The 14,012-nt window shown below is 41.6% G+C and carries 12 protein-coding genes; 1 reads left to right on the top strand and 11 read right to left on the bottom strand.

All coding sequences use genetic code 11. From position 1 onward, the window contains the following. Positions 1-37 precede the first annotated feature (37 nt). The 8 genes from pnpS to F0342_RS12190 all read right to left on the bottom strand — a co-directional run bounded on the left by pnpS (position 38) and on the right by F0342_RS12190 (position 8,936). Entirely contained in the window at positions 38-1,837 is a 1,800-nt protein-coding gene (pnpS, locus tag F0342_RS12230; protein WP_149156219.1) for a two-component system histidine kinase PnpS, read from the bottom strand. Further along, positions 1,834-2,553, bottom strand: coding sequence for a response regulator transcription factor (locus tag F0342_RS12225; RefSeq protein WP_149156218.1), 720 nt, complete (start codon positions 2,551-2,553; stop codon positions 1,834-1,836). The genes pnpS and F0342_RS12225 overlap by 4 nt, the downstream gene beginning before the upstream one ends. A gap of 540 nt (positions 2,554-3,093) precedes the next feature. Beyond that, the gene (locus F0342_RS12215; RefSeq protein WP_149156216.1) at positions 3,094-3,570 is read right to left on the bottom strand and encodes a MaoC family dehydratase; all 477 of its coding nucleotides are present in this window, start codon (positions 3,568-3,570) and stop codon (positions 3,094-3,096) included. A 388-nt stretch (positions 3,571-3,958) separates the two neighbouring features. Continuing rightward, on the bottom strand, positions 3,959-4,312 hold the full coding sequence (locus F0342_RS12210; protein ID WP_262481741.1) for a DUF4181 domain-containing protein: 354 nt from the start codon (positions 4,310-4,312) through the stop codon (positions 3,959-3,961). A 204-nt stretch (positions 4,313-4,516) separates the two neighbouring features. Further along, a complete protein-coding gene (gene mdh / locus F0342_RS12205) occupies positions 4,517-5,455 on the bottom strand; it encodes a malate dehydrogenase (RefSeq protein WP_149156214.1) in 939 nt (312 codons plus the stop codon). 81 nt (positions 5,456-5,536) lie between these two features. Next, complete coding sequence (gene icd, locus F0342_RS12200; protein ID WP_149156213.1) at positions 5,537-6,808, bottom strand: NADP-dependent isocitrate dehydrogenase; 1,272 nt, start codon at positions 6,806-6,808, stop codon at positions 5,537-5,539. Between the two features lie 121 nt (positions 6,809-6,929). Then, positions 6,930-8,048: a citrate synthase gene (gene citZ / locus F0342_RS12195; RefSeq protein ID WP_149156212.1), complete on the bottom strand. Its 1,119-nt coding sequence runs from the start codon at positions 8,046-8,048 to the stop codon at positions 6,930-6,932. Between the two features lie 429 nt (positions 8,049-8,477). After that, entirely contained in the window at positions 8,478-8,936 is a 459-nt protein-coding gene (locus F0342_RS12190) for a DUF441 domain-containing protein (RefSeq protein ID WP_149156211.1), read from the bottom strand. Between the two features lie 147 nt (positions 8,937-9,083). Here F0342_RS12190 and ytvI point away from each other — a divergent pair, with 147 nt between their 5' ends. Continuing rightward, positions 9,084-10,190, top strand: a complete 1,107-nt coding sequence (gene ytvI, locus F0342_RS12185; protein ID WP_149156210.1) for a sporulation integral membrane protein YtvI — start codon at positions 9,084-9,086, stop codon at positions 10,188-10,190. 37 nt (positions 10,191-10,227) lie between these two features. Here ytvI and F0342_RS12180 read toward each other — a convergent pair whose 3' ends face one another. The 3 genes from F0342_RS12180 to pfkA all read right to left on the bottom strand — a co-directional run bounded on the left by F0342_RS12180 (position 10,228) and on the right by pfkA (position 13,757). Then, entirely contained in the window at positions 10,228-10,614 is a 387-nt protein-coding gene (locus tag F0342_RS12180) for an FxsA family protein (protein WP_149156209.1), read from the bottom strand. A gap of 392 nt (positions 10,615-11,006) precedes the next feature. Beyond that, positions 11,007-12,767, bottom strand: coding sequence for a pyruvate kinase (gene pyk, locus F0342_RS12175; RefSeq protein ID WP_149156208.1), 1,761 nt, complete (start codon positions 12,765-12,767; stop codon positions 11,007-11,009). A 30-nt stretch (positions 12,768-12,797) separates the two neighbouring features. Next, positions 12,798-13,757 carry a 6-phosphofructokinase gene (gene pfkA / locus F0342_RS12170; protein WP_149156207.1) on the bottom strand — a complete coding sequence of 320 codons (960 nt, stop codon included), beginning with the start codon at positions 13,755-13,757 and terminating at the stop codon, positions 12,798-12,800. Between the last annotated feature and the right edge of the window lie 255 nt (positions 13,758-14,012).

Here is a 14,012-nt window from a genome sequence, read left to right as displayed (position 1 = left end):
CCTATTGTAAATACAATGTAAAATAATTGTAAACTTACTAAGATTTGCTCGTCCCATCACCCAACGAATAGCTTGAAGACTGTTTGTATAAGGAGACAGTAAACGTCGTACCTTCATTCACTTCACTGTCTACTTCAATTTTTCCTTCATGAGCTTCGATAATATGCTTCACAATAGCTAAACCTAAGCCCGTTCCGCCAGAATTACGGCTTCTTGCTTTGTCCACGCGATAAAATCGTTCAAAAATGCGGGGAAGTTCTTCTTTACTGATTCCCATCCCGTTATCCTTGACGCTCACATGAACCATTTCTTTATCTTCCGTCACTGAAATCAAGACATTCCCGCCCTTTGGAGTGTACACGATCGCATTACTGACCAGATTAATGAAAACCTGCTTTAGTCGGTAGGAGTCGACTTCCGCATGGCCCCTTGACTCAAAGAATGTTTGGAGGGAAATGTCTTTTGATTTCGCTTTTTCTTTCAAAATCGGAATCACGTCTTCAATTAAACCGGCAATCTCAACTTCTTGCAGGGAAAGCTCGAACCCCTGCTTTTCAATCTTGGACAATTCCAATAAATCTTGTATAAGGGATTGGAGGCGGTCGCTTTCCATCAGAATGATATCCAGGAAAGACTTTAACGTATCGGGATCATTCATCGCCCCATCCAATAGTGTCTCCGAGAAACCTTTAATGGATGTGATCGGTGTCTTCAACTCATGAGAGACATTCGCTACGAAGTCTTTTCTCATTTGCTCGAGCTTTTTGAGCTCCGTGATGTCATGGAATACCACGACAATCCCTTTCCACTCATCGTTATGACCGATGATAGGAGCCCCATATACTTCGTAATGCTTTCTTTCTATTTTATGAGGAAGAAGGATCTGCTTTCTTAAACGTTCTTCTGTCATGAAGATTTCTTCCACAAGCTTATTCACTTCCTGATAGTGAATGACCTCATGGTATCTGACTTTTTTCAGCTGGCTTTCTTTCAGATTAAAGAAGTCCCTGAACGTCCGGTTCGTCAATACAACAAAACCTCGATGATCAATTAAGAGTAGGGCACTCCCCATGTTTTCAATCAGCGTCGTTAAGCGATCCTGCTGCATTTCCTGGGAATTCACCATTTCCTGCAGATTACGGGCGAGAATGTTAATGGAGGTACTTAACATAGTCGTTTCATCCAGGCGGTCTTCATATGTCCTCGCCCGATAATTCCCCTTGGCGAGCTCCATTGCCACATTCGTTGCCGATTCAATGGGTTTTGTATACCTCACCGTGATTCTCGATCCCAAAATGATAATGAGAATTAAGGCAAGACCTAAGGAAATGGATAGCACAAACCAAATTTGCTGTATTCCTTTCTCGAAGGCTTCTACCTCGGTACTCATGATAAGCAGTCCATTTAACTGGTTATTCCCGCCCTTTAGCGGGTACCAATAATATCTGTACTCCACACCTGAAGTCACCAGTTTTCTATGCTTTTGCTTTACATCCCAGTTCTCCTGGATTTCATTTATTATCCTCTTTTGCTGAGGACCAACCAGTGATTCCGAGGTTTCCGAATCATGGACTACACTTCCTGAGTTATCAAGAATCGTAATCCTGACATCCAATATGTCACTCAATTCTTTGATCATCTCCGGATCGATTTCTTTCGGTGTCCCGTTTTCTTCAATGGAATTAGCCAGTAACCTTGCCTCTTTTTGAATCCGGGAATTAAATGTATCCAGATAGAAATTCTTAAAAATCTGACCTAGAAGCAAACCAAGCCCTATCAATACAGCGATGATCAGGGTGATTAGAGCAAAAAGAAGTTTTGTTCTAAACTTGGTCATCGATTTTTAGGCTCCTCCAATTTATACCCAAGCCCACGGATGGTTTTTATATAAGTTGGTTTTTTCGTGTTGGATTCTATTTTTTCCCGTAAATGACTGATATGAACATCCACTATTCTGGTGTCCCCGGCAAAATCATAATTCCATACAGCACTTAATAGCTGATCTCTCGTTAAGACCCTTCCCTTATTGTCTGTTAGATATAAAAGAAGTTCGAATTCCTTAGGTGTCAATTCAAGTAAATCACCTTGGAAATAAGCCTCATACTGTTCTGGATAAACCTTTAATTCACCCACTACCTTGTAATCTGTCGGTTCAATGGAAGATGGTTCCGCCGCTTCCTGAATGGCTTGACTGCGTCTTAGAATAGCCTTGACCCTCGCAACCACTTCACGTGGACTGAACGGCTTTGTCATATAGTCGTCTGCCCCAAGCTCCAGTCCAAGAACTTTATCAAATTCGTCATCCTTAGCCGTTAACATAAGAATGGGGATATTAATCTTCCTTTGTCTCAGTTCTTTACACACTTCGATTCCATCCATGGAAGGAAGCATCAGGTCAAGAATAATTAAGTCCGGGGATTGCTCAATCGCTTTATCCCTTCCTTCTTCACCATCATGTGCCGTTGTAACGGAATAACCTGATTGCTCAAGATTGTACTTTAAGAGTGTTGCAATAGACTGTTCATCATCGACTACCAAGATTTTTTTGCTCATTTGTTGTGCCTCCATACAAAAGAAAATTAACCCCAACATCCAACGTAATTATGTAATTGTACTTTCATTATAATATAAATCTGGAGGGTTACCATCATTTAGAGAGATTTAATACTTTTTAGTTTTCTTGCCGTACGTTACTAAACCGACCAAACCTTGTTCTATTCTTTAATATGATGCACTTCTCCCGCTTTCATTATCATTTTTTTGCATAATAAAAAGAGCTATGGCAAAACTAAAATACCACGATTTAAAGACGAACAATAGAAGTGTGGGTTCTTAATACCGCTAATGATTTCCGTGCAAGACTACGCTTTCCGCGGGTAGCCCGTGAGCCTCCTCGGCAAGCCTGCGGGGTCTCACACAAGCTACTTTTCCCGCAGGAGTCTTCGTCTTGCACTCCAATCAACCGCTGGAAACAGCTTAAATCAAATGGATCGAAAATAAATAATAAACCCGAACCAATCTGCCTACTAGGAAGCATATTGGTTCGGGTTTTACTTAGGCTAAAACACTTTTGTCTCAGCCTCCTTCAGGTGTTTAGAAGTTTTCTAATGCATGGCTATTCATTTTCTCTAATCGGTGAGGCGGACATACTTTGATGGTACCGTTGATGACCTTCTCATCTTCTTCATTCGTAGCTGTTACATCGATGGTTACCAAATGAGTGTTAGGATCCACTTCCGTCACTTCAAACAGGAATTGTACTGTTGCGTAATGATAGACCGGTTTAGGGAATTCAATGTTTTGCTCTACTATATGGGAACCCGGACCCGGTAGATATTTAGAAACGGCAGATGTGATGATCCCCGTTAACATGATTGAAGGAACAATCGGTTTTTTGAATGGCGTTTGAGAAGCATAGTCATGCTGGATGTATAATGGATTGGCATCATTTGTGAGCCCTAAATATAGAAGCAGTTCGTTATCTTCTATTTTTTCTGTAAGGGTCAGCTTTTCACCAATCGTCATTTCTTCAATTCTTCTTCCCAGTTTTCTCTTTTTCCCTAATAACATAAGAAGCACCTCCGAGTATGTAAACGATTACAATTTTAAATAATAAAAATTGTTTTTATTATCTGTCTATTAATATTTTATCATTTATAGGGTTTCCATACAAAGAGTTTTTACGCGTTAGGTTTATTTTAATTTAACATCATATCTCAAAGTCTAGTTGATTAAACTTCCTCGATAAGTATGTAGTGGTTGATTTCCGCTCCAGGTGCTCGCTTTCCGCGGGGCGTGAGTTGAGCCTCCTCGGGCTTTGCCCTGTGGGGTCTCAACTTTCCCGCTATTCCCGCAGGAGTCGAGCACCTTCCGCTACAATCAACTTACTGAGTATGTTCTTTTTTTAAAATAATAACTTAAACTTTTAGGAATATTATTTCAAAAATTCTCTGTCATATTAATAAGAACCAAGTAAATAAATTCGAATCACAATGATAAATGCTATAAAAAGGATAGTCATTTCCGAAAAAGTTAAGATAGCTTGTTTCGGGTATTCTGAATACTTCCACTCGAAGTATCCTCTAACCGCATAGTCTAATAGATGAAAAAAGACTACTGCAATTAAAAATAGGTAGGTTAAATCTTCATAATAAAACAATAAAACATAAAGTAGAGTGATGAGAGTGATTACAGAAATATGTTTTATCCATTTATCGACTTTACTATGTAATTGGTTTATATGATTATAGGAAAACAATTCTCTTTTTGCTTTCTCAATATTAAGAAACTTCCTCAAAAGGAAATTAATCATTGAAATAAAAACAAAAACAATGATTGCAATCAAACCATACTTTATCCAGAGCACATAACTCCTCCCATTCCATATTCTGTTTAAGTACGCCATAACGAAAAAAGAAAACGCTTGAGATTTCAGCTATCCGATTTTCAGTAACCCCTATTCACCTACAAAAAAACTGACCTCCAATAAGGAAGCCAGTTTTGGATTGAACGTGTATTAAGCCAAAGAAGACATCACGTTTTTAACAGCGTCTGCGGAGTTAGAGAGTGCAGCTTTCTCTTCTTCGGTTAGTTCGAGTTCAATGATTTTTTCCAGTCCATTACCACCAAGGATGGTCGGAACACCCAGGTAGATACCTTCGAAACCGTATTCACCTTCCAGGTATGCAATGGCAGGGATGACACGGCGTTGATCCTTAAGGATGGCTTCTACCATTTGAACAAGTGAAGCAGCAGGAGCATAATAAGCACTTCCGTTGCCCAGAAGGCCTACAATTTCCCCTCCGCCTTTACGGGTACGCTCGACGATCGCGTCTAAACGGTCTTTAGGAATTAATGTTTCCAGAGGGATGCCTCCAGCGTACGAGTAACGAATAAGAGGAACCATGTCATCCCCATGGCCGCCAAGAACGAACCCTGTAATATCTTTCACAGAAAGGTTTAATTCTTGAGCGACAAATGTGCGGAAACGGGCTGTATCCAGAACGCCGGATTGTCCGATTACGCGCTCTTTAGGGAACCCGGACTCTTTGAATACTGTATATGTCATAGCATCCACCGGGTTTGTCAGAACGATGATGTAGCAATTTGGCGAATACTTAACGATTTGCTGCGTGACTGATTTCATGACCTTTTGATTGGTTTGAACCAGATCATCACGGCTCATTCCTGGTTTACGGGCAATCCCTGCAGTGATGACAACGATATCCGAATCCTTTGTATCTTCATAATTGGAAGTACCGATGATGTTTGAATCAAATCCTTGTACCGGGCTCGCTTCAAGCATATCCAGCGCTTTCCCTTTCGTCGGGTCTTCATTTTGAGGAATATCTACCAGTACAACATCTCCAAGCTCTTTCTGAGCAAGCATCAGTGCTGTAGTCGCCCCTGTAAAACCTCCACCGATAACAGATACTTTTCTACGTTTAATAGCCATCATAATTCCTCCTATTCGTGTCATTATGTAAAGGAAGGAGTGCTCCAGTTCGAAGCACCCCGTCCCTATTTTAAATTAAAATTATCCCATGTTTTCGATTAAAGCAGAACCGAACTCAGAACATTTCACTTCTGTTGCTCCATCCATTAGACGGGCGAAGTCATATGTTACGACTTTAGAAGCGATAGTTTTCTCCATGGATTTTGTGATTAAGTTAGCAGCTTCTGTCCAACCAAGGTGCTCAAGCATAAGCACACCGGAAAGGATGACAGATGAAGGATTCACTTTATCCATACCTGCATATTTAGGAGCTGTTCCGTGAGTCGCCTCAAAGATTGCATGTCCTGTTTCGTAGTTGATGTTTGCTCCAGGCGCAATACCGATTCCACCAACTTGAGCGGCTAATGCATCAGAGATATAATCTCCGTTTAGGTTCATTGTTGCCACTACATCAAACTCAGCCGGACGAGTAAGGATTTGCTGTAGGAAGATATCAGCGATTGAATCCTTCACGATGATCTTACCAGCTGCTTCAGCTTCGGATTGTGCTTTGTTTGCAGCTTCCAATCCGTCAGCATCTTTGATCTTGTCATATTGAGCCCAAGTGAATACTTTATCGCCGAATTCTTTTTCGGCAAGCTCGTAACCCCAGTTTTTGAAAGCTCCTTCAGTGAACTTCATGATGTTCCCTTTGTGAACCAACGTTACTGATTTACGGCCTTCTGTGATAGCGTAGTTGATCGCTGCACGAACAAGACGGCTTGTACCTTCTTCAGATACAGGCTTGATACCGATACCAGAAGTTTCAGGGAAACGGATTTTGTTAACACCCATTTCATCTTGAAGGAAGCTGATTAATTTTTTCACATCATCAGAACCTTTTGCATATTCGATACCTGCATAGATGTCTTCAGTGTTTTCACGGAAGATGACCATGTCAGTGTCTTCAGGACGCTTAACCGGTGATGGAACACCTTCGAAATAGCGTACAGGACGCAGGCAAGTGAACAGGTCTAATTCCTGGCGTAGCGCAACGTTCAATGAACGGATTCCGCCCCCAACAGGAGTTGTAAGTGGACCCTTGATTGCGATGAAGTATTCACGGATCGCATCAAGAGTTTCTGATGGAAGCCATTCACCTGTTTTGTTGAATGCTTTCTCTCCTGCATATACTTCTTTCCAAGAGATTTTGCGTTCACCTTTATATGCTTTTTCAACAGAAGCATCTAAAACGCGTTGAGCTGCTGCCCAAATATCCGGGCCCGTTCCGTCACCTTCAATGAATGGGACAATTGGATTGTTTGGCACATTAAGCTGGCCGTTCTGGTTTGTAATTTTTTCACCTTGTGTCATTATGTAACCTCCATTTATTCATTATCAAAGGGGATGACCCATAAGTGCCTTATGCATTTAGAGTCAGTCCCCTTCCCTTATTCATTACACCAATATTTTCACCTTTTGTAAATATTGATGTTTAACCTCTTTGTTCTACAGGCACATATTCTTGCTTGCCGGGCCCTACATAATCAGCACGAGGACGGATTAAGCGGTTGTTTGAATACTGCTCCAGAATATGAGCTAACCAACCGGATACACGGCTTACAGCGAAGATCGGAGTGAATAGATCATGATCGATGCCTAAGCTGTGGTAAACGGATGCTGAATAGAAATCAACATTAGGCGGTAAGCCTTTGTTAGATGTAAATACATCTTCCACCTTAACGGACATTTCGTAATATTTACTTTGTCCAGTTAATTCAGTTAATTTTTTAGACATTTCTTTAAGGTGCTTGGCACGCGGGTCTCCTTGACGGTATACACGGTGACCGAAGCCCATTATTTTTTCTTTCTTCTCTAGTTTGTCCAGGATATATGATTCTGCTTTATCAACCGAACCAATTTCAGTAAGCATCTTCATTACTTGCTCATTTGCTCCACCGTGCAACGGTCCTTTTAAAGCACCAATCGCAGCAGTGACGCCTGAATACACATCAGAAAGAGTTGCGACACATACACGTGCAGTGAATGTAGAAGCATTTAACTCGTGATCCGCATGAAGAACAAGCGCTTTATTGAATGCCTCAATTTCAACCGGCTCGGGATCTTTCCCGGTTAACATATATAGGAAATTAGCAGCGAATCCTAAATCTTTGCGAGGGGCAATCGGCTCTAGTCCATTGCGAATTCGGGAAAAGCTCGTTACGATTGTAGGAATTTTCGCTTGAAGTCGAACGGCTTTTAAATAGTTTTCCTTTTCGTCCATAACATCTGCTTTATCATCATATAATCCAAGTAAAGACACGGCAGAACGTAAAGCTGCCATAGGATGGACTTCCTTGATGTTGTACATTTTGAAGTGTTCGATGACCTCTTTAGGCAATTCAGCGTTATCTGCTAATAGCTCTGTAAATTCCTGAAGTTCTGATGAAGTAGGTAATTTCAGATGCCATAATAAGTAGATAACCTCTTCAAAACTGGCATTATTTGCTAAATCATCAATGTTGTAGCCAACATATGTAAGAGTATCATCAATGATCGAACTAATGGATGATGTTGTTGCTACAACCCCTTCTAACCCGCGAGTTGCTGTCATAATAACCTCTCCTTTTGTTAAGTATTTCTCTTTACCCATTTTCATATGAGCATAAAACCCTACATGACTATCAAAAAATCAGTAGGCTTGTTTAAAAAGAACATAAATAAAGGTTGAGCGATTGCTCAATTCCTATACAAAAAATGATTCCCGGCTCTTCCTATGATGTCACGAGAGCTTGGGATGCGCTTACATTTCCTATTATAAACAATTATCTGACTTTTGTGAATGAAAACGCATCAATTTCTATAAAAATTATTTTTCTAGAAAAATAAACCATGCCATTGAGGCTTACAAACGGAGTGGTTACAGGGGTTTCTCCTCCTGTTATAAAAGCACTAAATATGTCGAAGATGTATAATCAGAGTTAAACTCTCATCAGAGATGTGGAGGATAAATTCTTCAACCGGCACGAACTCCAGTGGTATTCTATAAGAACAACTCATATAATTTCATCGCGAGGTAAGCAATACCTGCTCCTATCAGCGGTCCGACAGCTACTGCTTTAAAGAATGCCACAGCTAAGACGGTGCCGAGAACAAGAGCTGTCGTAATATGAGGGTCCTCTTCCAGCAGCGTTAACCCGCTCTTCGCAATTAAGGCCACCGCCATTCCAGAAGCGAGGGCAATCCACGCATAAGGGGACTTTAATGAGTCATACAGGTCTTTAAATCCGATCTCACCTGTAGCGATTGGTGCCAATACAGCAATCGTGATGATTGTAACACCCCAGTTAATTCCTTTGGACTGAATGGCCGCAAACACTTTTTCATCGATACCTGCCAGCTTAAAAATGATTAGAAATGTTACGGCTATAATAATGGACTGGTTTTTTGCAGCGAATCCAATTCCCAATAGGAGCAGCAAAAACATGAATGCCTGTGACATAAGTAACCTCTTCCTTTCGTAATCATTATCCTACCATATCAACTTTTATCATTTGTTGTAAAATTGAGCAACCTCGTTAAATTAAACTTCCTTTCATTTCCTGTCTCCTTTAAAATAGAAGTAGAAGATCGGGTAGGAGGGAAGCCCTTGAATGTAGAATATGTTTATCGAACGATCCGGTTCCTGATCGTTTTAGCCATTGTCATGCTCTCTTTGATTTCACTCTATTACATATGGAAGCTTGCTTATCCGTTTATCATTGCCATTGCCATCGCGTTACTCATCAATCCTCTAGTGAATTGGCTTGAAAGATGGCTGCCGAGGATATGGGCAGTTGCTTTATCTCTCATATTGATCGTTGCGATCTTTGCAGGTCTTATCACCCTACTGATTGCTGAAATTGTTTCCGGTGCGAATTATTTAGCAGAAGAGCTTCCTAAGCATGTGCAGACCTTGGTCAAATTTGCTGAGGATTTCGTCGTAGGGCATGTGATTCCACTATACAACCAGCTATCAGGATTATTCAAGAACCTTGAAGCCGGACAGCAGGATACCATATTAGAAAATGTCCAGACCGCCGGAACAAAAATCGCCACTTCTGCAGGGGATTTCCTGCAAAACTTTTTCACCAAATTGCCTCAGTTGATTTCATGGATTCCCAACGCGGCATCCGTCCTGATTTTTGCCGCTTTAGCCACGTTTTTCATTAGTAAGGACTGGTATACATTATCTGCCAAAGCAGAGAAAATCATTCCTGGAAAGGCGATGAGCAGCGGGAGAAAAGTATTCATCGATCTGAAAAGGGCCCTGTTCGGATTTATTAGAGCACAGTTCACCCTCATATCCATCACGGCTATCATCGTGTTAATCGGATTGATCATACTGAGAGTGGACTATGCGATCACCATTGCACTCGTAACGGGTCTCGTTGATATTTTACCGTATCTTGGTACAGGAGCGGTTTTCGTACCTTGGATCATTTATGAGTTTATTACAGGGAACGTCGGATTAGGTATCGGTTTATCCGTTCTCTATTTAGTTGTCGTGGTACAGCGTCAAATTATGGAGCCAAAAGTATTGTCCTCAAGCATCGGACTCGATCCACTCGCCACCCTGATTGCTCTCTTTGTCGGCTTTAAGCTCATCGGGTTTCTTGGATTGATCGTTGGCCCGGTTGTACTAGTCATTCTATCCACTCTCAAAAGAGCGGGTGTTTTTGAAGATACGTGGAAGTTTATTATGGGTGTAAAATAGGAAAAAGCACTGCTCCCCGTGAGCAGTGCTTTTTGTATTATCTGTATATGATCACATTCCCATTATTGATCCACCGCTTGAATAGCTTATAAATGAACGGTTTGAACATTTTACGTGTAGGTGGAAGTAATAGCAGGAATCCGATGGCATCGGTGATAAAACCAGGCGTCAACAGAACGACTCCTCCGACCAGAATGCACAATCCATCAATGATGGCATCTCCAGGCAACTGACCGTACTGCATATCCTGCTGCGCTTTTCTGAGTGTCTCCATTCCTTGTTTTTTCGCCAAATAAGCTCCTAAAATCCCTGTAGTGATAATCAATAGAACCGTTGGAACGAGACCAATGGCTTGTCCGGAAAGAACCAATAACCCAATTTCAAAAGCGGGTACGATAATCAATAATAACAACATATATCTCATGATGGATTCCTCCATTTTAGTTTAATACTTGCTTCCTTTAATTATAACATATTTGAGATTTTGCGTATTATGTGGGGGTTTGCTTAATTTGAATGTGTTTTTGGCGAGTTATGACTATTATCATCGCAGGCGGTTTTATAGTACGTGTTCACCTTTTGAGGTGAATTACTTACAATGCTGGTTGCGGCACTTTTAAACGATTGTTGCGGTACTTTCAATCTAACTTGTGCCACTTCTAGCTAAACTTGTGCCACTTTCAATCTTACTTGCGCCACTTTCAGCTAAACTCGTGCCAAATTGTGAACACCGGTAACTCCTACCGCATGAACAGTCTTATTTACGCACAAAAAGCCAGAGTCCATTTCCAGACTCTGGCTTTTTCACATTTCAACTTATAATACGCTTGCGTGACCGTTATAGATAACACCGCGAGTAGCGTCTACTGTAATTTCCTGACCATTTGTGAATAGAGAAGTGGCATTGTCCACACCAACGACTACAGGAATCCCTAGATTGATTCCAACTACCGCTGCATGACTTGTCAAACCGCCTTCTTCAACAATAAGAGCCGAGCATTTTTCCAGGGCCGGCATCATTTCTTTGTCTGTTCCGATGGTAATAAGAACAGAACCCGGTGTAGTATTTTTCACTGCTTCATCTGCAGACATCGCTACAACGGCTTTACCATAAGCAGATTTACGGCCGATTCCTTGACCTTTTGCAACGACGTCGCCTACCACATGGATTTTCATCAGGTTGGTTGTTCCTGATTCACCGATTGGAACACCAGCTGTGATGATAATGCGATCTCCATGCTTCGTCATACCTGAATTGACGCTTTCCTCTACTGCCATATCAAGCATTTCGTCAGTAGTCGTCACTTTACGTCCAACTGTAGGGTAAACACCCCAGACAAGTGCCAATCGACGTGATACGGAATCTGTTCCCGTTACTGCTACGATTGGAGCTTTTGGACGGTACTTAGAAATCATGCGTGCTGTGTGCCCGCTTTCCGTTGGGGCCACAATCGCATTGACATCAAGGTTAAGAGCCGTATGCGCTACAGATTGACCGATGGCATCCGTCATATTATGCTCACTGTCTTTGCTGCGTGCCGCCAGGATATCATTGAAATCAAGGGCTGTTTCCGCTCTTGAAGCAATGTTATGCATCGTTTGGACCGCTTCAACAGGATACGTACCTGCAGCTGTTTCACCAGATAGCATGATCGCATCTGTACCATCGAAGATCGCATTGGCTACGTCACTTGCTTCTGCTCTTGTCGGTCTAGGGTTGCGCTGCATGGAATCAAGCATTTGAGTTGCCGTGATGACAGGCTTACCCAGTGAGTTACATTTTTTGATCAACATCTTCTGAACCAATGGTACTTCTTCAGCAGGGATTTCCACACCAAGATCTCCACGAGCCACCATTAATCCGTCTGACACTTCAAGGATTTCATTAATATTGTCTACACCCTCTTGATTCTCGATCTTAGGGATGATTTGAATGTGGGAAGCGTCATGCTCTTCCAATAATTGACGAATTTCCAGTACATCAGAGGCACGGCGAACGAATGATGCTGCAATAAAGTCGACTCCCTGCCCAATACCGAATACGATATCCTGTGCATCTTTATCCGTAATCCCTGGAAGGTTTACGGATACACCTGGTACGTTTACACCTTTTTTATTCTTTAAAGTGCCGCTGTTGGCAACGTACGTATGAATCTCTCCGTTCGCTTTATCGATTTCCGTTACTTCCAATCCAATTAGACCATCGTCAAGAAGAATTTTCGAACCAACATGAACATCATCGATTAATCCTTCGTATGTAACGGAGAATTTCTCAGTTGTCCCGAGTACTTCCTTCATGGAAACGATGACGTTTGAACCTTGAGTTAATTCGATTGCTCCATCTTCCATATTATTCGTACGGATTTCCGGACCTTTTGTATCGAGAAGGATCCCGACTGTTTTCCCGGCTTTTTCGGCTGCTTCACGGATATTGACAATTCTCTGTCCATGTTCTTCATGGTCACCATGTGAAAAGTTTAAGCGGGAAACATTCATTCCGGCTTCGATCAGTTGTGATAACTTCTCTACACTCTCACTTGCAGGACCGATCGTACATACTATTTTCGTTTTTCTCATTTTCTTTACCTCCTGAAATCTTACAACAATTTAGATTGAAAGCTCTTTGGAAAGTCTGTACATGTCCAAGTCGATTTGATGTGGCTTGGCAAGTGCTTCAATAATATCGTAATCAACTAGTTGATTTTTCTCAATCCCTACTGCTCTTCCACCTTTTCCTTTAACCAACAGCTCTACTGCACGTGCACCTAAACGGCTTGCTAACACGCGATCAGATGCAGTTGGTGTTCCACCACGCTGAATATGGCCGAGGACAGAAACACGTGTATCCATTCCCGTAGCTTCGGTGAAACGATTAGCAAATTCATTTGCCGACATGACACCTTCTGCCACAATGATGACACTATGTTTTTTCCCGCGCTCCTGACCTTTTTTCAAGCGGGTCACGACATCATCAAGATCGAATTTCTCTTCAGGAATCAGGATGGTTTCAGCACCGCCTGCAAGACCGGACCACAGGGCAAGATCTCCTGCATTACGTCCCATCACTTCAATGATGAATGTTCTTTCATGTGAGGTTGCCGTATCGCGAATCTTATCAATCGCGTCGATGACCGTGTTCAAAGCTGTATCGAAACCGATTGTATATTCAGTTCCCGGAATATCGTTATCAATCGTTCCCGGTACACCCACACATGGATATCCCCATTCAGTTAAAGCTTTTGCTCCTTGGTACGATCCATCTCCACCAATGACAACAAGACCTTCAATTCCATGCTTCTCTAATTGCTCGATGCCTTTTTTCTGACCTTCTTTGGTTTTGAATTCTTCACAGCGGGCTGTGTACAGCATCGTTCCGCCACGGTGAATGATATCTCCAACAGAACCTAGTTCAAGCTTCTTGATGTTCCCGTTGATCAATCCGTTATATCCTTGATAAATACCGTACACTTCAATATCAAGAAAAATAGCTTTACGCACAACCGCACGAACGGCTGCATTCATACCTGGTGAATCTCCACCACTTGTTAATACACCAATCTTTCTCACTACGATCACCTCATTAAGAAATATGCCTTTATATGTAAATGAATTATACAACTTGTTAATGGTTTCACATATATCTAAGAAAAGGAAAAATGGAACAATCTATCCTGTTGCATTCATTACATTATTATGGACCAATAGACTATGGATTATTTCTAAAATAACACGAAGATTCAAGGTTCTCAACAAGTTACTCGAAGGAAATGCTAAAGACGAAATAATCTATTAAATGGAAGCGTTTTAATTGTTAAAACCTTC

This window comes from Bacillus sp. CH30_1T, assembly GCF_008364765.1.
Taxonomy (GTDB): domain Bacteria; phylum Bacillota; class Bacilli; order Bacillales; family Bacillaceae_B; genus Rossellomorea.
The sequence above is the reverse complement of the archived record's forward strand: the minus strand, read 5'-3'. Positions and strand labels throughout refer to the sequence as shown.